The sequence below is a fragment of the Pantoea sp. DY-5 genome, from assembly GCF_019795955.1.
Lineage (GTDB): Bacteria > Pseudomonadota > Gammaproteobacteria > Enterobacterales > Enterobacteriaceae > Pantoea > Pantoea leporis.
Map to the genome: position 1 here is coordinate 1 of NZ_JAIMIE010000009.1, position 21491 is coordinate 21491.

Here is a 21491-nt window from a genome sequence, read left to right on the forward strand (position 1 = left end):
TGTAAAACGTCATAATGAATTTCATTATGTGTTCACTCGTGAGGCTTTGATATTTTGTTGCGTCCGGAGACGCTGATATCAATCCTGCGAGTGCCCACACAGATTGTCTGATAAATTGTTAAAGAGCATGCCGCGATTTCTCTAGCGGCGCGGGATGCGTATATTACGCTTTCCGCATTCTCAGTCAAGCATTTATTTTTGCTTTTCTGAAGGTTGCCTTGAAGACCACCTCCTGAACACATCGCTTCGTAAGCCGTTGTTCCGTGTCAGTGGAGGCGCAGTATAGGGATTTCTTCGGAGCTGACAAGCGCTAATTACAAATTAATTTCCGAGTGCTGATTTTTTCGTCGAAACGCCACTAAACTGCTAATTTTTCCAACAATGGGAAGCCATAACGCTGTAAAATCGGTGACAATTTCGTCACTTCATCATCCATACGCGTACAGAACGCTAAATTCTGACCGGATGAAACCGCCTGCGGTGCTTCATGCTCTAATAACCAAACGGTACGACGCGCAATAGCCGCGCCCGAATCCACCAACCTTGTCCCTTCCGGCAGCACCAATTGCAGCTCATCACGCAGTAAAGGGAAATGCGTACATCCAAGGACCACGGTATCAGGTGGCTCTTTCATGCGTAGCCAGGGTTGCACGGCGCGTCGCACATCAGCTAACTCAACATCTTCGCCATGCAGCTTGGCTTCCGCCAGCTCCACCAACTCAGCAGAACCGAGCATTTCGATTTTGCAGTCGCGGGCAAATTGCGCCACTAACTCATGCGTATAAGGACGTTTGACCGTGCCGCGAGTTGCCAGCAATCCCACCACGCCATTACGCGTCAGGCGCGCAGCAGGTTTAATCGCAGGCACCACACCCACCACAGGGAATTCGAAGCGCTCACGCAGAGCCGGCAAAGAGATAGTGCTGGCCGAGTTACAGGCGATGATCACCAGCGCAAGCGGAAAACGCTGAGTGATAGCTGTCACCACCGCCACCACACGCTCGACAATAAAGTCCTCGGATTTTTCGCCGTACGGGAAACCTTCATTATCGAAGGCGTAGAGATAATGAAGATCCGGCAGTAAATGCCGGACCTCATCATAAACGGAGAGCCCACCCACGCCGGAGTCAAACACCAGCACGGTGGGGCGGAGATCAGAAGCTGTAGCTGGCGCTGAGGTAATACTCCGTTCCTGGAGTTGGATAGCCATACACTGTCTCGTAGTTTTTATCGAACAGGTTGGCAATTCTACCACGAACGGTAAGCTGTGATGTGACCGGATACGAAACTGCCAAATCCCATAAACTTACACCGCCCAAGTTGACGCGCTCCGCAGTATAGGAGTGGTTGTAGTCGGTATCGTAACGATCGCCAAGGTAGTGATAAGTCACAGACCAGTCAAAATCATAGAAGGTCCAGTCGAGCTGATATTTAACCTGCTGCTTAGCGCGGCGCACCAACTGCTGGTTGGTTTCTGCATCACGCGCATCAACATAATCATATGAAATCTGATGACTCAGCGGACCGGTATCAAATGAAGCCGTTGCCTCAACACCTTTAATACGCGCTTTATTAATATTGTAATAAACGTAGGTATTGGGATCGCTATCAATCAGATTATCGATATCGTTGCGATAACCCGACACTCGCCAGTTCACTGGACCAGTCAGACCGTTAAAGCCACCTTCCCACTGTTTGCTCTCTTCCGGCTTAAGATCGCTGTTGCCATAAGATCCATATAATTGGCCCAGACGCGGAGCTTTGTAGGCTGTGGCATAGTTAGCAAAGACGCTATAGCCTTCAACAAACTCCCAGGAAGCGCCACTCTGCCAGGTGCTGTGCCAGCCAAACTGGCTATTGTCATCACCACGTACCGCGCCTTCTACAGTGATGCTGCCAAACTGCTGCTGAGCCGTCGCATAAATGCCCGTATCGCGCTGTTCAGTGCTGCTGGTGACATACGCCGTTCCAGGCTCAGTAGTCTGTTTTTGCCAATCCACACCACCACTCACCGTACCAGCTCCAACCAGGAAGGTATTTCCCCATTGCAGGTTGTACTGCTTACTGTCATCAAGCGTGGTCGCCGGGCCATAGCGGCCGGTACGCGGATCGTAGTTAAAATCTTTCGTTCGGCTATAGCTAGCAATTAGCTGAGTTGAATAGATGTCATGGTTGTAACGCAGGCCGGTGTCCCAGGTCTGGCTATAAAGCTGGCGGGTATCATTCAGCCCCAGGATATTGAAGCTGCTGTCATAGCTATAAGTACCGTCGTAAGCCGTGCGATTATCAAAACCGTAGCCGCGCACGAAACCGCTCAACTCATCGCTAAACTGGTGCTCCAGTGAGCTATACAGCGATTTACTCATAAAGCCATCGCGATCTTTCTGCGCTGGATCGCCATATACGTCAGGCAGGTTAGCCACCACGTCGTAGCCTCTGCTATAGGTGTAATTACCCGCCATCGTCAGCTTAGTGGAATCACCGATCTGCTGCTGCGTCGAACCTTCATAACTCTGGTAGCCTTTAGAGCCCACGCCCGCCGTCAGTGTGGTACCTGGTTTTGCACGGCCGGTAATAATGTTAACTACTCCGCCAATCGCATCCGAGCCATATACCGCCGAGCGAGCCCCGCGCACATACTCAATGCGCTGCACCAGCGAAAGAGGAATCTGGCTGAGATCGGATGAACCCGAAACGCCAGCCTGATTAAGACGAATACCGTCGATCAGCACCAGCACATGGCTAGAGTTAGTTCCGCGAATAAACAGGGAGCTGTTCTGGCCTAATCCCCCATTCTGTGCAACATCTACACCCGGCAAGCGGCGCATTACATCCGTGAGGCTTTTTGACTGCCAGCGATCAATCTCTTCACGGGTTACAACGGTAGTCGGCGCCAGCACCGACGAGACCGGCTGCGCGAAGCGGTTAGCGGTAACGATTTGCGTATCATCATTCTGCTGGGCGAAGCCAAATTGCGCCCAGAGAGACAACGCCGTTGCACTGAAGGCAAACAGCGAAGCGTGTGTTTTTTTCATTGTTATAGCATCCAAAAGACGAAGCAGGATGCCGCACGACTACGACCAATAGCTCGCGATGGTCGTATGTATTGCGACGTCACACCGGCAGGTCTTCGGGCTGAGAATCATAAATGGTGAAAAAACTTCCCATCCGGCAGGACAGTGTTTGTAATTGCCATCACCACGACATTCCTTACCGCTGCGCGTCAGCTCCAGATTCACACTGGATTCCCTTTTAACTCAAGGAGGCCGGCAGGCGCAGTCTACGACCAGGAAGGCCGGAAATCCAGACTTCCAGCCATCTTGTTTTCCGCAGGGCTGGACATCAGCAGTTGAATGCCTACAATCGCCCGGCAAGCCAGCTTATTACCAGGATTAAAGATGACACCCGAACAGCTCCCGATTGAACAATACGACGCGCAACTGGCGGAAAAAGTCAGCCGCTTACAGGCGATGATGGTGCCCTTTGCCGCGCCCGACGTGGAGGTGTTCCGTTCGCCGGTCAGCCACTATCGGATGCGTGCCGAATTCCGCATCTGGCACGACGGAGACGATCTCTACCACATCATCTTTGATCAACAGACCAAGCAACGTATCCGCGTCGATCAATTTCCGGCGGCCAGTGAATTGATCAACCAGTTGATGCCAAAACTGATCGCGGCGATCCGCGACAACCGCGCGCTGCGTTTCAAACTGTTCCAGATCGATTACCTGTCGACGATGAGCAACCAGATCGTCATCTCGCTGCTCTATCACCGCAAGCTGGAAGAAGCGTGGACCGCCGCCGCCAGCGCCCTGCGCGACAGCCTGCGTGCCGAAGGCTTTGACGTGCAGCTGATTGGCCGCGCCACTAAAACCAAAATCTGCCTCGATCGTGATTACGTGGATGAGCGCCTGCCGGTCGCGGGGAAAGAGATGATTTATCGTCAAGTGGAGAACAGCTTCACCCAGCCAAACGCAGCGATGAACATTCAGATGCTGGAGTGGGCGCTGAACGTCACGCAGGATTCGCGCGGCGATCTGCTGGAACTCTATTGCGGTAACGGCAACTTCTCGCTGGCGCTGGCGCGTAACTTCCGCCGCGTATTGGCCACGGAAATTGCCAAGCCGTCAGTCGCGTCCGCGCAATACAACATTGCCGCCAACCATATTGATAACGTGCAGATTATTCGTATGGCCGCTGAAGAGTTTACCCAGGCGATGATGGGCGTTCGCAGCTTCAATCGTTTAGAAGGCATCGACCTGAAGAGCTATCAGTGCGAAACCATTTTTGTTGATCCGCCACGCAGCGGGCTGGATGAGGAAACCGTGAAGATGGTGCAGGCCTATCCGCGCATCCTTTATATCTCCTGCAATCCGCAAACGCTGTGTGACAACCTCGCGGTGCTGGGAGAAACGCATGATGTCACGCGTCTGGCGCTGTTCGATCAGTTCCCGTATACCCATCATATGGAGTGCGGCGTGCTGCTGACGCGCAAGGCCTAAATAAAAACGGGAACCCCAAGGTTCCCGTTTTTGTTACTGCTTGCTCTTCGCGCGGCGGAAACGCATCCCAATCCAGAACACCAGCGCCACCATCAGAATGGTCGGGATGAAGTTGGAGCCGATATCCGGATATTCAGCCCGCACCAGCGCGCTATAAACCAAAATACCCAGCAGGAAGAACGCCGCCGCCAGTGAAGGCATGCCGTCTGGCATATTGCGGTTGAGATAACGCTGATGCAAACACCAGGCCGCGAGGCCAAGCGCGATCAGCGGGAATATCGAAAAGGGAACAAACGTGCTGAACAGCACCGAAAAGGAGCCGTTGATCGCTAAACCGGTGATAAAAGCCAATAAAAGCGTTCCTTTATCGCGTGGGTTTTGCTCAATCATTTCATTATCCTTATCACATTACTCTTCGTTTTTTTCCAGGGTAACCGCCAGACGCTCTTGCTCCCGGCGATACCAGTAATAAGCGCCTTTGGCGATCATGCGCAGCTGCAGCACTAATCGATCCTCAAGCTTACGGCGCTGCTCAATATCAACGTCCAGCGCTTCGGCACCCGCGCTAAACACAATCGTCACCATGGCTTCGGCCTGCGCTTCGGTGAAGCTGCGCGGCATGCGATTTTCCAGCTCAAGGTAATCGGCCAGTTCGGCGATGAAGTGCTGAATCTCACGGGCGACTGCAGCACGAAAGGCCGCCGAGGTTCCGGAGCGCTCGCGTAGTAAGAGCCGAAAAGCGTTGGGATTGTTCCCGATGAACTCCATAAAAGTTGCCACCGAGGTTTTGATAATGCTGCCACCCTTGGCAATACGCTGGCGCGCCTGACGCATTAACTGGCGCAGCATCAAGCCGCTTTCGTCCACCATGGTCAGCCCCAGCTCATCGACATCGCGGAAGTGACGATAAAATGAGGTCGGCGCAATCCCCGCTTCGCGTGCAACTTCGCGCAAACTCAGGCTGGCAAAACTCCTTTCTGCACTTAACTGACTGAAGGCAGCTTCAATCAGTGAACGTCGTGTACGTTCTTTTTGTAGCGCTCTGACGCCCATTTTCCCGGCCTTTTAGGTGATTTGGCAGGCACTATAACAAACTTTTCAGCGTACAGCGGTGCAAACTTTGTGAACGCCTGTGAACCTCACGCTTTGTCAAACTTCAGCAATTTACGCTGTTAGAATTCAGATGTGCGCGGCGAGATGTTAGAATCTCGTTGTAAAAATGTGATAAAAAAATAGGACGTACTGGTATGCAAAAGTCTTACGATTACGATGCCATTGTGATTGGCTCCGGTCCGGGCGGCGAAGGTGCGGCGATGGGGCTGGTGAAGCAGGGAGCGCGTATTGCAGTGATCGAACGCTACCACAACATCGGCGGCGGTTGTACACACTGGGGAACCATCCCTTCCAAAGCCCTGCGTCACGCTGTTAGCCGTATCATCGAGTTCAATCAAAACCCACTTTACAGCGATCACACTCGCCTCCTGCGCTCCTCATTCGCCGACATTCTCAACCACACCGAGAACGTGATCAGTCAGCAAACCGCGATGCGTCAGGGCTTCTACGAGCGCAACCGCTGTGAACTTTATCAGGGCGATGCCCGATTTGTTGATGCCAACACCATCGAAGTGGAACAACCCGACGGCACCCGCGAGCGATTAACCGCGGCGAAATTCGTGATCGCCTGCGGTTCTCGTCCGTATCATCCCGCGGATGTCGATTTCACCCATCCGCGCGTTTACGATTCCGACTCCATCCTCAACCTGCATCATGAACCTGGCCACGTCATCATTTATGGCGCCGGCGTAATTGGCTGTGAATATGCCTCGATTTTCCGCGGCCTGAACGTCAAGGTTGACCTGATCAACACTCGCGACCGTCTGCTGGCATTCCTCGATCAGGAGATGTCAGATTCCCTCTCCTATCACTTCTGGAACAGCGGCGTGGTGATTCGTCACAACGAAGAGTTCGAGAAGATTGAAGGCGTTGATGACGGGGTGATTATTCACCTTAAATCGGGCAAAAAAGTGAAAGCCGATTGCCTGCTGTACGCAAACGGTCGAACCGGTAACACCGATTCACTGGCGCTGGAAAACGTCGGACTGGAAGCGGATGGTCGTGGCCTGCTGAAAGTGAACAGCATGTATCAAACCGCGCTGCCGCATATTTACGCGGTTGGCGACGTGATTGGTTATCCAAGCCTGGCTTCTGCTGCATACGATCAGGGCCGCATTGCCGCGCAGGCGATCATCAAAGGTGAAGCCACCGCGCATCTGATCGAAGATATTCCAACCGGAATTTATACCATTCCGGAGATCAGCTCAGTGGGTAAAACCGAACAGCAGCTGACTGCGATGAAAGTGCCGTATGAAGTGGGTCGTGCGCAGTTTAAACATCTGGCGCGTGCGCAGATTGTTGGCATGCACGTCGGCAGCCTGAAGATTCTGTTCCACCGCGAAACCAAAGAGATTTTAGGGATTCACTGCTTTGGCGAGCGTGCTGCGGAGATCATTCACATCGGCCAGGCCATCATGGAACAGAAGAACGGCGGCAACACGATTGAGTACTTCGTGAATACCACCTTCAACTATCCAACCATGGCCGAAGCCTATCGTGTGGCTGCGTTAAACGGCTTAAACCGCCTGTTTTAACGAGGTATCCAGATAACCCTTCATGTGGGTTTTGATTGCTTCTGCCAACTGCTCATAGCGGCTGCGCAGAGGCGATCCTGGACGATAGACCAACGCAATGGTGCGCTGCGGCACCGGCTTGTAACACGGTAGATAGCAGACGCCATCACGTTCGCGTTCATTCGGCACGGACAGCGCAGGCAGCAAGGTAATGCCGCTTCCGGCGGCAACCATGTTGCGCAGCGTTTCCAGACTGGTGGCGCGGAAATGCGTATCTTCATCGGCACCGGCTTCGAAGCAGAAGCCCATCGCCTGATCGCGCAGGCAGTGCCCATCTTCCAGCATCAGCAATTTCTCACCGGCCAGATCCGACATCGGCACGCGATCGCGATCGCGCCACGGATGATCGGCATACACCGCCAGCGTCATTGGCTCATCAAACAGCGGCACCTCAATAAAGGCTTCACTCTCTTTCACCAACGCCACGATGGCGCAATCCAGCTTGCCGCTGTCGAGCTGTGCCAGCAGTTGCTGCGTCTGCGCTTCATGCAGGTACATTTCGAGTTTGGGGAAGGTTTTGTGCAGCATCGGAATGATGTGCGGCAGCAGATACGGCCCGGTGGTTGGAATCAAACCAATGTGCAGCGGTCCAGACATCGCTTCGCCTTGCTGGCTCGCCATCTCCTTCAGCACTTTCACTTCGCGCAGCACGGTTCGCGCCTGATCCACCAGCAACAGTCCAGCCTGAGTAAACAACACCTTACGGCTGGTACGCTCCAGCAGCATCACACCAAGTTCATCTTCCAGCTTACGAATCTGTCCACTTAAGGTGGGTTGGCTGACATGACATGCATCAGCTGCACGCCGGAAATGGCGATGCTCCGCAAGTGAAACCAGGTATTCGAGATCACGAATATTCATTGAAATCCTCCAAACCACGATAGCCCGTGGCGATAGATAGAATAGCAATGAACGATTGGCCCTATCAAGGCGCGAGCGGGAATAATACGCCTCATCTGATTTAAGACCATTGAATTGTGAGGAGAAGATATGTTCGCAAGCCAGGAAGGCAAAGCCGTACCGCAGGTCACCTTTCACACGCGTCAGAGCGATCGCTGGGTTGATATCACCACTGACGAACTGTTCAAAGACAAAACCGTTATCGTGTTCTCGCTGCCGGGTGCGTTTACGCCAACCTGCTCATCGAGCCACCTGCCGCGCTACAACGAGCTGTTCAGCACCTTTGCACAGCACGGTGTCGACAGCATTCTGTGCGTGTCAGTGAACGATACTTTTGTCATGAATGCGTGGAAAGCCGATCAGCGCGCTGAACATATCACCTTTATCCCGGACGGCAATGGCGACTTCACGCGCGGCATGAACATGCTGGTTGAAAAAGCCGATGTCGGTTTTGGTCCGCGCTCCTGGCGTTATTCGATGCTGGTGCGCAACGGCGTAATCGAGAAGATGTTTGTTGAGCCGAACAAGCCGGGCGATCCGTTTGAAGTGTCTGATGCCGATACGCTGCTGCGTTATCTGGCACCCGAATTTAAGGTGCAGGAATCTGTGTCGCTGTTTACTAAGCCGGGTTGTCCGTTCTGCACCAAAGCGAAACAGCTGTTGATCGATCACAGCATCGCATTTGAAGAAATCGTGCTGGGGCAAGATGCCACAACCGTGAGTCTGCGTGCCGTATCAGGCCGCGCAACGGTGCCTCAGGTGTTTATCGGTGGTCGTCATATTGGCGGTAGCGACGATCTGGAGCAGTACCTGCAATCTGCTTGAAACCAATCACTGTGCTGGCCGGGAGTGGCCAGCCCTTGATGATGTGCCTATAACAATATGTAATTCCGAAGCTAGAGGTTGGCGGGCTACCGAAGAGGTGCCCGCTTTTTTTGCTTGTCGCTCGCCTGCTGGATATCAACAGAGCGCGATAAATCGCGCCGCTACGCATTCCTGCACATACCGTAGCGGCGCAATTTATTGCGCATAGCTCTTAACCCAAACGCTTCTGCGCTTCGCCGATGGCAAACGCAACTTGCTGCGGTGACACGCCGCCTTGCGCGTTACGCTTATCGAGGCAGGATTGCAGCGACAGAATCGGATACACGTCATCCTCAATCACCGCACTGAACTGCTTTAACTGCGCCAGAGTGAGTGCTTCCAGCGCCACGCCTTGCTTGATCGCTTCCACCACGGTCTCACCCACAATGTGGTGGGCTTCGCGGAACGGAACGCCTTTTGCCACCAGATAATCGGCCAGCTCAGTCGAGTTAGCATAGCCCTGCTCAGCGGCTTCCTGGCAACGTGGACGTTTTACCTGAATGCCGTCCAGCACCAGCACCGACATATGCAGGCAGTCGAGCCAGGTATCAAGCGCATCGAACAGCCCTTCTTTGTCTTCCTGCATATCTTTGTTATACGCCAGCGGCAGGCCTTTCAGCGTCATCATCATGCCGGTCAGCGCACCTTGCACACGGCCACATTTGCCACGGATCAGCTCCAGCGCATCCGGGTTTTTCTTCTGCGGCATCAGCGAAGAGCCGGAAGTGACTTTATCCGACAGCTCAAGGAAGCCCGCTTCACCGGTGTTGAAGAAGATCAGGTCTTCTGCAAAGCGCGACAGATGCACCATGCCAATCGAGGCGTCTGACAGCAGTTCCAGCACGTGATCGCGATCGGAAACGGTATCAAGACTGTTACGCGTGGCAGAGGCAAAACCTAACCAGCCGGCCAGCTGCTGACGATCGATCTCGTAAGCGGTACCCGCCAGCGCGCCGCAACCCAGCGGACTGACATCCATACGCTTCAGTGCATCCTGCAGACGGCTCTCGTCACGCGCCAGCATCTCAACGTACGCCAGGCACCAATGCGCGAAGGTCACCGGCTGCGCGCGCTGCAGGTGCGTATAACCCGGCATCACCGCGTCCTGATTGGCTTGTGCCGTGGCGACCAGCGCCGATTGCAGCTCGCGCGTCGCCTCCAGCAGCACCGCAACTTGCTCTTTGCACCACAATTTCAGATCGGTCGCGACCTGATCGTTACGGCTACGTCCTGTATGCAATTTCTTGCCCAGCGCGCCTACTTTGTCGATCAGCTTGCCTTCCACCCAGCTGTGAATATCTTCCGCATCGCTTTGCAGAATCTGCTCAGGATTGGCGCGTACCTCGGCCAGCAGCTCATTCAACGCGCTTTCCAGCTGTTGCTGCTCTTCATTAGTCAGCACGTTGACCGTCACCAGCGCTTTTGACCAGGCAATCGAGCCGGTAATGTCCTGCTCGGCCAGGCGATAGTCAAAACGCAGCGAGTCGTTGAACTGTTTAAACCGTTGGTCTGCTGCTTGCGAAAAACGTCCGCCCCAAAGTGCCATCTGAATTACTCCTGAATCCGTTGTAGAAAAGGCGGCCCGAAGCCGCCCTTGCAAATTATGTCGATTGCTGCGGAATTACTTCTTCTGCTCGTTCAGCGCGCGAATGCGTGAAGAGAGCGAGAACAAGCGGATAAAGCCACCCGCGTGACGGTGATCGTAAACTTCGTCTTCGCCAAAGGTGGCGAACTCTTCTGAGTACAGGCTGTTAGCAGAGGTTTTCTGAATCGCCGTAGCTTGGCCTTTATACAGCTGCAGTACCACTTCGCCGTTCACCTCTTCTGCCAGTGATTCAGCAGCGGCCTGGATGGATTTACGCAGCGGCGCGAACCAGCGGCCATCGTAAACCACGTAAGACATTTCATGACCCAGTTGCTCACGCCATTTGAAGCTGTCGCGATCCAGCACCAGCTGTTCAACCGCACGCAGCGCATTCACCATGATGGTGCCGCCCGGGGTTTCGTAGCAGCCGCGAGACTTGATGCCTACCAAGCGGTTTTCCACGATGTCGATACGGCCGACCCCGTGTTTGGCGCCCAGCACGTTGAGTTTTTCCAGGCACTGGAACGGGCTCAGCTTCTCGCCGTTCACTGCGACAACGCGACCTTTCTCAACGGTAACGGTGACGTTTTCTGGCTGATCTGGCGCTTCCAGCGGATCAACGGTCCACACCCAGCAATCTTTGTTCGGTGCGTTAGCTGGGCTTTCCAGCACGCCGCCTTCGGTAGAGATGTGCCATGCGTTCTCATCGCGGCTGTAGATTTTTTCCAGCGACGCGGTGGTCGGGATATTGCGCTCTTTTAGGTAATCCAGCAGCGCCTCACGTGAACGCAGGTCCCATTCACGCCATGGCGCAACCACTTTCAGTTGTGGTGCCAGCGCGGTGTAGGTGGTTTCGAAACGCACCTGATCGTTACCTTTACCGGTTGCGCCGTGGCACAGCGCATCTGCGCCCACTTTCAGTGCCAGCTCAACCTGGGCTTTAGCGATAATCGGACGCGCCATTGAGGTACCCAGCAGATAAGTGCCTTCGTACAGTGCGCCAGTTTGCAGCACCGGATAAACGTATTCGCTGATGAACTCTTCACGCAGATCGGCTACGTGGCACTCAGACGCACCTGACTGCAGCGCTTTCTTCTCAACGCCTTCCAGATCGGCCGGATCCTGACCAATGTTCGCCACGAATGCCACCACTTCACAGCCGCCGTAGTTCTCTTTCAACCATGGAATGATGGCTGAAGTATCCAGACCGCCGGAGTAGGCCAGAACGATTTTTTTGATGTTTTGCGTGCTCATGTCTTAATCCTTGATTATGCGAGAATCCGGGTGCCAATCGACACGCCGTTGAAAAGGGTTGGCAGTTGTTCAGCATGACGCCAGCTGGCGATATCGACCGGGCGACCGAGCGTGCGGGCGGCATCGAGCGCCGCGTTCACTTTCACGATCATGCCATCGGTGATGATGCCCTGCGCAATCAGCTGCTCCGCTTTCGCGGCGGTCATCTCTTCGATGCGCTGACCTTTGCCGTCGAGAATACCGCTGACATCAGACAACAGCACCAAATCGGCACCGATGGTCGCCGCCAGCGCGGTGGCGGCCTGGTCAGCGTTGACGTTCATCAACTCGCCGCCATCGGTGATACCGATTGAGCTGATCACCGGCATGTAGCCCGCCGCCAGCAGCGTGTTCACCAGCGCCGGATTGCCAGGCGTTGCGTTGCCAACGTGTCCCAGCTCTTCATCGAACTGCGCCACGTTGACCAGACCGGCATCGCCGAGGCACAAACCCACCGCGCCGATGCCATATTTCTTCGCCCACGCCAGCAGCGTTTTGTTGGCTGTACCGGCTAACGCACCGGTAATAATGTCAATCTGATCGGCTGGCGTCACGCGCAAACCGTTCTTCTTTTTCACCGGCAGCGCGAGCTTCTTCATCAGCTCGTCCACCACGCAACCACCGCCGTGCACAATGATCAGCGGACGCTGATGTTCATTGCGGTACGCCAGCAGGGCATCAAACAGACGGGCCAGCGCTTCTTCGCTATCCAGCAGCACGCCACCCAGTTTAATGATTAATGGATTCATTGCGTTATCCGTTCGTTAAATCAGAGACAGCGTTTCGGGGAAGCCGAAACGAATGTTTAAACACTGAACCGCCTGCGATGAGGCGCCTTTCAGCAGGTTATCTTCGGCAGCCACCACAATCAGGTGCTCGCCTTGCATGGCGAAGCCGATGTCGCAGAACGGCAAACCGACCACCGCTTTCAGCGCCGGTACGCCTTTGTCATAGACGCGCACCAGCGGTTTGTCGTGGTAAGCGTTATGGAAGGCATCCGCCACATCCTGCTGCGTCACGCCCGCTTTCAGGCGGCAAGTGGTGGTCGATAAAATCCCGCGAGGGAAGCTGCCCAGATGTGGCGTGAAGATCACCGGCGTACCGAGATGCGCCACAATTTCCGGGTGATGACGATGATTAAACAGGCCGTAAGGCTGCAAGCTCACTTCACAGAAGCTGGTGCCAACGTTGGCTTTGCGCCCTGCGCCGCTCACGCCGCTGGTGGCGTTAATCACCGGCCACTGTGCATCGTTAAGCAGGCCCGCTGCGATCAGCGGTTTCAGCGAAAGCTGGGCTGCGGTTGGGTAGCAACCCGGCACCGCAACCAGCTCAGCGTCTTTGATTTTGTCGTGCTGCCATTCGGCCAGGCCGTAAACCGCCTTGTCCAGCCAATCCTGATGCTGATGGCTGAAACCGTAATATTGCGTATAGAACGCGTCGTCGTTTACGCGGAACGCACCGGAGAGATCGAACACCACGCAACCAGCTTTGAGGAATTCAGGTGCCAGATCGTGGCTGACTTCGTGAGCCGTGGCGAGGAACACCACGTCCACTTTGTCGGCCCATTCAGCGGCATCGCTCAGCGGTTGCAGCGGCAAATCGACAATGCCTTTGAGCTGTGGATGCAAATCCGACAATAACTTTCCAGCATCCGGGCTTTGCGCTGAAACCGCCAAAGCGGTTATGTTCATATGCGGATGGCGATTCAGGTAGGTGGCAAGCTCTACGCCAGCGTAACCACTGGCACCAACGATCAGCGTATTCAACATCAGGCTGTATACCTTATTACAGTCACACGTATCGGGTCGCGGCCTTGCCCCGTTGCCCAGAATGCCGTTTGCAGAAGATTTGATGCTTCACATGCAAGCGACGTTATTGTATTTTTATTCACTATTAATGCATGAATATTGATACATCCTAACCCAAGGACCGTCAACAGTGAAGACAAAATTACCACCTTTTATCGAACTCTACCGCCAGTTGATTGCCACGCCATCAATCAGCGCAACCGATAGCGCACTGGATCAGAGTAATGAAACTTTAATCAATTTGCTGGCCGGCTGGTTCCGCGATATTGGCTTCAGTGTCGAAGTGCAGCCGGTGCCTGGCACGCGGCATAAATTCAACATGCTGGCGCGCAGCGGATTGGGCGCAGGCGGCTTGTTATTGACGGGCCATACCGACACCGTACCGTACGACGACGGCCGCTGGACGCGCGATCCGTTCACGCTGACCGAACACGACAACAAGCTTTACGGCCTCGGCACCGCCGATATGAAAGGCTTCTTCGCCTTTATTCTGGACGCGCTGCGTGACGTTGACGTGACCAAACTCAGCAAGCCGCTCTACGTCCTCGCCACCGCCGATGAAGAGACCACCATGGCGGGCGCGAAATATTTCTCTGAATCCACCCAATTGCGTCCGGATTGCGCCATCATCGGCGAGCCCACCTCACTTAAGCCGGTGCGCGCGCATAAAGGTCATCTGTCGAATGTGATTCGTATTCAGGGGCAATCAGGCCACTCCAGCGATCCGTCACGCGGCGTTAACGCCATTGAACTGATGCATGAATCCATTACCCAGCTGATGCAGCTGCGTAACACGCTGAAAGAGCGTTACAACCACGATGGTTTTGCCATTCCTTATCCAACCATGAACTTTGGTCATATTCATGGTGGCGACGCGGCCAACCGCATCTGCGCCTGCTGTGAATTGCACATGGATATTCGTCCGCTGCCGGGCTTAACCCTGAGCGATTTGGATGGTCTGCTAAATGACGCGCTGGCACCGGTAAGTGCGCGCTGGCCGGGACGTCTTACCGTGGGCGAGCTGCATCCGCCGATTCCAGGCTACGAATGTCCGGCCGATCATGAGCTGGTGCAAGTGGTGGAGAAGCTGCTGGGCGTGCCAACCGAAGTGGTGAACTATTGCACTGAAGCGCCTTTTATCCAGCAGTTGTGCCCAACGCTGGTATTAGGCCCGGGATCTATCAATCAAGCCCATCAACCTGATGAGTTTATTGATACCGCATTTATCAAGCCGACTCATGCGCTTATCACCCAAGTCGTACAGCATTTTTGTCATTGATGAACAACAAATGGGGCATTTCACTGTTAAATCAGCAAATTGCCCCGTCATTGTTCGGGATTTGATAATAAGAATAACTTATCTCGCTTCGCTGCAAGCAAATTCTTTGAATTTCCGCCATTTAGCAGCACATTTACGTAGATTTAAGGCAATTGACGCGCAGGAAGATACGTGGCTAGATAAAAGACGATGTTATGCCCGTTGGGCGTAAGAGTATTAAAAAAGACGATAAGGGTGTCAGGGTCCAATGAACGAACAATATTCCGCAATGCGAAGTAATGTCAGTATGCTCGGCAAACTGCTCGGGGATACGATTAAGGATGCACTAGGAGAGAACATCCTCGACCAGGTGGAGACCATCCGTAAACTCTCTAAGTCATCCCGCGCGGGAAATGACACTCATCGTCAGGAACTGCTGACCACGCTGCAAAATCTCTCGAACGACGAGCTGCTGCCGGTGGCGCGTGCGTTTAGCCAGTTCCTTAATCTCACCAACGTCGCTGAACAGTATCAAACCATTTCGCGTAGCGGCGATGGCGCGAACCATCCTGAACTGCTGAAAAAGACTTTCGAACGTCTGAAACAGCAAGGCGATATCAGCGAAGCGGCGATCCGCCAGTCGATTGAAGAGCTGTCGCTGGAGCTGGTGCTGACTGCGCACCCCACCGAAATTACCCGCCGCACGCTGATCCATATGCTGGGCGAAGTGAACAGCTGTTTGCAGCAACTCGATCATAGCGATATCTCTGACTACGAACGTACCCAGGTGATGCGCCGTCTGCGCCAGCTGGTGGCACAAGCGTGGCACACCGACGAAATCCGCAAATACCGTCCAACGCCGATCGATGAAGCCAAGTGGGGCTTTGCCGTGGTGGAAAACAGCCTGTGGCAAGGCGTGCCAGCCTTCCTGCGTGAGCTGAATGAGCAAGTGGAAGAGACCTTTGGTATTAAGCTGCCGGTCGATTTCGTGCCGATTAAATTTACCTCGTGGATGGGCGGCGACCGTGACGGCAACCCGAACGTCACCGCACCGATTACCCGCCACGCGATGCAGCTGAGCCGCTGGAAGGCCGCGGACCTGTTCCTGCGCGATATCGGCGTGCTGATTTCCGAGCTGTCGATGTCCGAATGCAGCGACGAAGTGCGCGAGCTGTGCGGCGATGCGGAAGCGCTGGAGCCGTACCGCATGGTGCTGAAGCGCCTTCGCGGCCAGCTGATGACCACGCAGGCTTATCTTGGCCGTCGTCTGAAAGGCGAGCGCCTGCCGCGTCCGGCCGATTTGCTGTTCTCTAACGATCAGCTGTGGGATCCGCTGTTCGCAATCTATCAATCTCTGCAGCAGTGCGGCATGGGCATCATCGCCAATGGTCAGCTGCTGGACACGCTGCGCCGCGTGAAGTGTTTCGGCGTGCCGCTGGTGCGCATTGATATCCGTCAGGAGAGCACTCGCCATACCCAGGCGATTGCCGAAGTAACGCGTTATCTCGGCCTCGGTGATTACGAAAGCTGGTCAGAAGCGGATAAACAAGCCTTCCTGATTCGCGAACTGAATTCCAAGCGTCCGCTGTTGCCGCATCAGTGGGAACCGGGCGATGAGACACGCGAAGTGCTGGATACCTGCAAAGTGGTGGCCGAAGCGCCGCAGGGTTCAATTGCTTCCTACGTGATCTCCATGGCGAAAACGCCGTCGGACGTGCTGGCCGTGCATCTGCTGCTGAAAGAAGCCGGCATTCCTTACGCCATGCCGGTTGCGCCGCTGTTCGAAACCCTTGATGACCTTAACAACGCCAACGACGTGATGACACAGTTGCTGAACATCGACTGGTATCGCGGCTTTATAAATGGCAAACAGATGGTGATGATTGGCTATTCCGACTCGGCGAAAGATGCCGGCGTGATGGCCGCCAGCTGGGCGCAATATCAGGCGCAGGACGCACTGATCAAAACCTGTGAAAGCGCGGGCATCACGCTGACGCTGTTCCACGGACGCGGCGGCTCAATCGGTCGTGGCGGCGCGCCAGCCCATGCGGCGCTGTTGTCACAACCGCCGGGCAGCCTGAAAGGTGGCCTGCGCGTGACCGAACAGGGCGAGATGATTCGCTTCAAATACGGTTTGCCCGAAGTCACTATCGCCAGCCTGTCGCTGTATACCGGTGCGATTCTGGAAGCCAACCTGCTGCCACCGCCGGAACCCAAGCGCGAATGGCAGGAGATCATGAATGGTCTGTCGGCGCACTCCTGCGCGATGTATCGCGGCTATGTGCGTGAGAATCCGGACTTCGTGCCCTATTTCCGCTCAGCCACGCCAGAGCAGGAGCTGGGCAAATTGCCGCTGGGTTCACGTCCGGCTAAACGTCGCCCAACCGGCGGTGTGGAATCGCTGCGTGCCATTCCGTGGATCTTCGCCTGGACGCAGAACCGCCTGATGCTGCCAGCCTGGCTGGGCGCGGGTGCCGCGTTGCAGAAAGCGATGGATGAAGGTCATCAGGATGAGCTGGAGAACATGTGCCGCGAGTGGCCATTCTTCGCCACACGTCTTGGCATGCTGGAGATGGTGTTCTCGAAAGCCGATTTGTGGCTGGCGGAGTACTACGATCAGCGTCTGGTGGATAAATCACTGTGGTCGCTCGGCAAGCAGCTACGCGATCAGCTGGATGCGGATATCAAAGCGGTGTTGACCATCGCTAACGATGCCCATCTGATGGCTGACCAACCGTGGATTGCTGAGTCCATCGCGCTGCGTAACGTTTATACCGATCCACTGAACGTGTTGCAGGCTGAACTGCTGCATCGTTCGCGTGCGCAGGAAGAGCGCGGTGATGAGCCAGATGCGCGTGTTGAACAAGCGTTGATGGTGACGATCGCAGGTGTTGCAGCGGGTATGCGTAATACCGGTTAATCTAGTGACATGATGTGAAAAAGGAGCCAACTGGCTCCTTTTTTATTGTTTTACCGGTGCGCATGAATGCGCACCCTACAAAACCGGCAACCAGTAGGGTCGCCATTCATGGCGACCACCAATCTTACGCACCTATCGCCGGACGCACGCCCAGCGTGTGGCAAATGGCGTAACTCAACTCGGCGCGGTTCAGCGTATAGAAATGGAAATCCTTCACCCCTTCCCGCGACAGGATTTTCACCATGTCCATGGCGACGCTGGCGCCCACCATTTTGCGCGTTTCCGGATCGTTATCCAGACCTTCAAACATCGCACTCATCCAGCCCGGCACCCGCACATTGGTCATGGTGGCGAAGCGTTGTAGCTGCTTGAAGTTAGAGACCGGCAAAATACCCGGCACGATTTCCACGTCGATACCGGTGGCGACACAGCGATCGCGGAAGCGCAGGTAGCTTTCCACGTCGAAGAAGAACTGCGTAATGGCGCGGTTAGCACCGGCATCAATTTTGCGTTTCAGATTGATCAAATCGGCCTGCGCGCTTTTCGCTTCGGGATGCACTTCCGGATAGGCCGCCACCGAGATGTCGAAATCGCCAACGTCTTTCAGCAGCGCCACCAAATCCGAACCGTACATCTCCGGCTTGCCGCTGCCTGGCGGTAAATCACCGCGCAGTGCCACGATATGACGAATGCCGCTATCCCAGTAATCACGCGCGATACCGCGCAACTCATCACGCGTGGCATCGATACAGGTCAGATGCGGTGCGGCTTCCAGACCGGTACGATCTTTGATGCCTTTGATGATGCTATGTGTACGATCGCGCTCGCCCGAGTTGGCACCGTAGGTGACGGAGACGAATTTTGGCTTCAGGCTGCTCAGTCGATCGATTGAGCTCCACAGGGTTTCTTCCATTTCGCTGGTACGTGGCGGGAAAAATTCGAAAGAGACATTAATTTGCCCGTTCAGCTCAGCCAGGCTCTGGTTCAACGCTTCGCGTTGATTGGCGTGAAAGAAACTCATCCTAATTACCTCGTCATCACACATCGATTATTTTGCGGCCTTCGAACATCCATACGTTTAGACGTCCAGATGCACAAAATGAACGATTCCCACGCTAGCGTCAACTGAAAATTAATGAACAGGCGTGACAAATCTTCACTCAAGGTGAAAGCGTTTCATGATGCGCGGGGGGGAAGGTGAAGATTGCAGACGGACGATGCCGTCTGCGGAGTGAGGCAGTTTACAGCAGCTGTGCGAGGCGGTTGATATCCGATTGCAACGCGCCCGCCGTAACATCGCGGCCTGCGCCCGGTCCGCGAATCACCAGCGGATTATCACGATACCAGCGGCTTTCGATGGCAAACACGTTATCGCACGGCAGTAACGCAGCCAGCGGATGCTCGGGACGTACCGCTTCCACGCCGACGCGCGCTTTGCCATTGGCATCGAAACGCGCCACGTAACGCAGCACTAAGCCCATCTCTTGCGCCGCTTCCAGACGCTGCAGCATCTGATCATTCAGCTCGTCGGCGTTTTCGAAGAAGTGATCAATCGACTCACCGTCGCAAATTGCCGGCACCAGCGACTCGACACGCACCTGATCCGGCTCGATGCCGTAGCCCGCTTCACGCGCCAGAATCACCAGCTTGCGCATTACGTCCTGCCCGGACAAATCCACGCGCGGGTCTGGTTCGGTCAGGCCTTGCTGCCACGCCTGATCAACCAGCTCGCTAAACGGCACCGTGCCATCAAATTGCAGGAACAGCCACGACAGCGTGCCGGAGAAGATGCCGCTGATCGCCAGAATGCTATCGCCGCTTTCGCGTAAATCGCGCACCGTGTGATTGACCGGCAAACCGGCACCGACGGTGGCGTTATACAGCCAGTGACGACCGGTTTTGGCGAAAGCATCGCGCACCTGACGCCAGCTCTGACCGCTCGACGCACCGGCAACCTTGTTGGCGCTGATAACGTGGAAGCCGTGACTGGCGAAATCATGATACTGCTGCGCCAGCTGCTCGCTGGCGGTGACGTCCAGCACCACTAAATCATCGAACGGGTGCGCACGCATCCACAGGAACAGCGACTCTTCATCGCGCTCAACCGCTTCATCATCAAAGAACGCCAATGCGCGGCTGGCTTCCAGACCGTCGTAGCTCAGCAAACTGCGGCTGCTGTCTGCCACGCCCGCCAGTACATATTCAAATCCTGTACGTGCCGACAGCGTTTCCTGCTCGCGGGCAAACAGCTCCAGCCAGCGTGAACCGATGTTGCCTTTGCCGAACAACATCAAACCGATGCGTTTTTCTGCGCGGAACAGCGACTGATGCAGTCCCTGAATCAGGTGCTGCGTCGGGCCGACGCGCAGTACCGCCACGATGCTGATGTGATCTTCCGATTGCCAGACAAACTCCACCGGCTGATCTTTGATCTGCTGCCAGAAGCGGTGGCTGTGCAGCGGATTACGCGTCACGCCCGCGCCCACCAGCGCCACCAGCGCTAAGCCGTCGCGCAGCTGCAGATGGCCCGGCAGTGCGGCGTCCTGCAACAGGTTGAAGGCGCTATTCACCACTTCCGAGGTGTAACACAGCTGCAGCAGGCGACGATCGGGATGCACGCCGATCGCCAGCGGACGCAGCTGCGCGCGCTTCAGCAGCAGATCGATCTCTTTCTGCTGGGTTTTGAAATCGTGATTGTCGGGAATTTGAATCTCCACCAGACACACATCATCGTGGCTGGTGACGATTCGCGCGCCGGTGCCGGAGGCTAGCACGCGCTCAATGCGCGTCGAGCCCTGCTCCGGTTGATAGCTGCAACGTAGCTGCAAGTCGATGTCGCTGTTGGAAACCGGCTGCAAGGTGCGGGTGTGTAGCACCGGCGCAGCCAGACGCGCCAGCTCGCTGGCTTCATCAAGACGCAGCAGCGGTAGCAGGCACGCATCAGAAACTTTACGCGGATCGGCGCTGTAAACGCCCGCCACATCGCTCCAGATGGTCACGCGCCCCACGCCCGCCAGCGCACCAATCTGCGTTGCCGAGTAGTCCGAGCCATTGCGGCCAAGCAGCACGGTTTCACCCGCTTCGCTGCGGCTGATAAATCCGGTCACCACCAAACGCTTATGCGGATGTTGTGTTAACAACTCCTGCAGCAGCGGCCAGGATTTGCCTTCATCAACCTGCGGCTGCGCCGCACGTTCAGCACGCAAGAAGTCACGCGCATCCAGCCAGGCGGCTTCGATCTCGCGCTGGCTCAAAACCGCAGCCATCAAGCGCGCTGACCAGATTTCGCCGTGCCCCACCACTTCGGCATATACCGCGTCGGTGATGGTGCCATCGAGCAGCGCCGCCAGTCTCTCCAGATCGCGTATAAAGGAAGACGTCAGGGTTTCGGCATATTCAGCAGGCAGCAGCGCAGCAATTAATTCGCTGTGAAAACGCCGTAAAGCCTGTTGCACCTGATGAGCAGATAAGCGATCGCTCTGGCTCAATTTCAGCCAGCTGATCAACTGGTTAGTGGTGCTGCCTGCGGCAGAGACCACCATTAAGTCGCCTGGCTGGCTGTAATCCGCCATGATGCTGGCCACGCGCTGATAGCAACGTGCGTCGGCCAGGCTACTGCCACCAAATTTATGCAACTGCTTGATCGGCGTTCCCGCGCCCACTGAACTCGTCAT

At 55.3% G+C, this 21491-nt stretch carries 16 protein-coding genes and 1 riboswitch; of the genes, 5 read left to right on the plus strand and 11 right to left on the minus strand.

From position 1 onward, the window contains the following. Positions 1-358 precede the first annotated feature (358 nt). Entirely contained in the window at positions 359-1210 is an 852-nt protein-coding gene (murI, locus tag K5Y30_RS22320) for a glutamate racemase (protein WP_008109644.1), read from the minus strand. Continuing rightward, positions 1155-3035, minus strand: coding sequence for a TonB-dependent vitamin B12 receptor BtuB (gene btuB, locus K5Y30_RS22325; RefSeq protein ID WP_222213413.1), 1881 nt, complete (start codon positions 3033-3035; stop codon positions 1155-1157). Before btuB ends, murI begins: the two co-directional genes overlap by 56 nt. A 68-nt stretch (positions 3036-3103) precedes the next feature. Then, a riboswitch (cobalamin riboswitch) is annotated at positions 3104-3286 on the minus strand. A 112-nt stretch (positions 3287-3398) separates the two neighbouring features. Between btuB and trmA the strand changes: the two genes are divergently transcribed. Continuing rightward, positions 3399-4502 (plus strand): tRNA (uridine(54)-C5)-methyltransferase TrmA, encoded by a 1104-nt coding sequence (gene trmA / locus K5Y30_RS22330; RefSeq protein WP_222213415.1) that lies wholly within the window; start codon positions 3399-3401, stop codon positions 4500-4502. Between the two features lie 33 nt (positions 4503-4535). Here trmA and K5Y30_RS22335 read toward each other — a convergent pair whose 3' ends face one another. Beyond that, positions 4536-4892 (minus strand): YijD family membrane protein, encoded by a 357-nt coding sequence (locus K5Y30_RS22335; protein WP_061720276.1) that lies wholly within the window; start codon positions 4890-4892, stop codon positions 4536-4538. 18 nt (positions 4893-4910) lie between these two features. Next, positions 4911-5555, minus strand: a complete 645-nt coding sequence (gene fabR / locus K5Y30_RS22340) for an HTH-type transcriptional repressor FabR (protein ID WP_176972231.1) — start codon at positions 5553-5555, stop codon at positions 4911-4913. Positions 5556-5749: 194 nt separating this feature from the next. Here fabR and sthA point away from each other — a divergent pair, with 194 nt between their 5' ends. Continuing rightward, positions 5750-7150, plus strand: a complete 1401-nt coding sequence (sthA, locus tag K5Y30_RS22345; RefSeq protein ID WP_101760632.1) for a Si-specific NAD(P)(+) transhydrogenase — start codon at positions 5750-5752, stop codon at positions 7148-7150. On the opposite strand, the gene oxyR is transcribed toward sthA, so the two are convergent. Beyond that, positions 7133-8050 carry a DNA-binding transcriptional regulator OxyR gene (gene oxyR, locus K5Y30_RS22350; protein WP_008109652.1) on the minus strand — a complete coding sequence of 306 codons (918 nt, stop codon included), beginning with the start codon at positions 8048-8050 and terminating at the stop codon, positions 7133-7135. The two genes, sthA and oxyR, sit on opposite strands and share 18 nt — an antisense overlap. Before the next feature lie 129 nt (positions 8051-8179). Here oxyR and K5Y30_RS22355 point away from each other — a divergent pair, with 129 nt between their 5' ends. Continuing rightward, on the plus strand, positions 8180-8914 hold the full coding sequence (locus K5Y30_RS22355) for a glutathione peroxidase (protein ID WP_176972232.1): 735 nt from the start codon (positions 8180-8182) through the stop codon (positions 8912-8914). Between the two features lie 211 nt (positions 8915-9125). On the opposite strand, the gene argH is transcribed toward K5Y30_RS22355, so the two are convergent. The 4 genes from argH to argC form a co-directional block, all read right to left on the minus strand. After that, a complete protein-coding gene (gene argH, locus K5Y30_RS22360; RefSeq protein WP_222213417.1) occupies positions 9126-10499 on the minus strand; it encodes an argininosuccinate lyase in 1374 nt (457 codons plus the stop codon). Positions 10500-10574: 75 nt separating this feature from the next. Then, positions 10575-11792 carry an argininosuccinate synthase gene (locus tag K5Y30_RS22365; RefSeq protein WP_179453191.1) on the minus strand — a complete coding sequence of 406 codons (1218 nt, stop codon included), beginning with the start codon at positions 11790-11792 and terminating at the stop codon, positions 10575-10577. A gap of 14 nt (positions 11793-11806) precedes the next feature. Further along, positions 11807-12580, minus strand: a complete 774-nt coding sequence (argB, locus tag K5Y30_RS22370; protein WP_007885411.1) for an acetylglutamate kinase — start codon at positions 12578-12580, stop codon at positions 11807-11809. A 15-nt stretch (positions 12581-12595) separates the two neighbouring features. Beyond that, positions 12596-13600: an N-acetyl-gamma-glutamyl-phosphate reductase gene (gene argC / locus K5Y30_RS22375; RefSeq protein WP_110868176.1), complete on the minus strand. Its 1005-nt coding sequence runs from the start codon at positions 13598-13600 to the stop codon at positions 12596-12598. A gap of 169 nt (positions 13601-13769) precedes the next feature. Between argC and argE the strand changes: the two genes are divergently transcribed. Continuing rightward, the gene (gene argE / locus K5Y30_RS22380) at positions 13770-14918 is read left to right on the plus strand and encodes an acetylornithine deacetylase (protein ID WP_222213419.1); all 1149 of its coding nucleotides are present in this window, start codon (positions 13770-13772) and stop codon (positions 14916-14918) included. A gap of 247 nt (positions 14919-15165) precedes the next feature. Continuing rightward, on the plus strand, positions 15166-17817 hold the full coding sequence (ppc, locus tag K5Y30_RS22385; protein WP_222213421.1) for a phosphoenolpyruvate carboxylase: 2652 nt from the start codon (positions 15166-15168) through the stop codon (positions 17815-17817). 124 nt (positions 17818-17941) lie between these two features. Here ppc and metF read toward each other — a convergent pair whose 3' ends face one another. Next, positions 17942-18838, minus strand: coding sequence for a methylenetetrahydrofolate reductase (gene metF, locus K5Y30_RS22390; RefSeq protein ID WP_222213423.1), 897 nt, complete (start codon positions 18836-18838; stop codon positions 17942-17944). Between the two features lie 220 nt (positions 18839-19058). Then, the gene (locus tag K5Y30_RS22395; protein WP_222213424.1) at positions 19059-21491 is read right to left on the minus strand and encodes a bifunctional aspartate kinase/homoserine dehydrogenase II; all 2433 of its coding nucleotides are present in this window, start codon (positions 21489-21491) and stop codon (positions 19059-19061) included.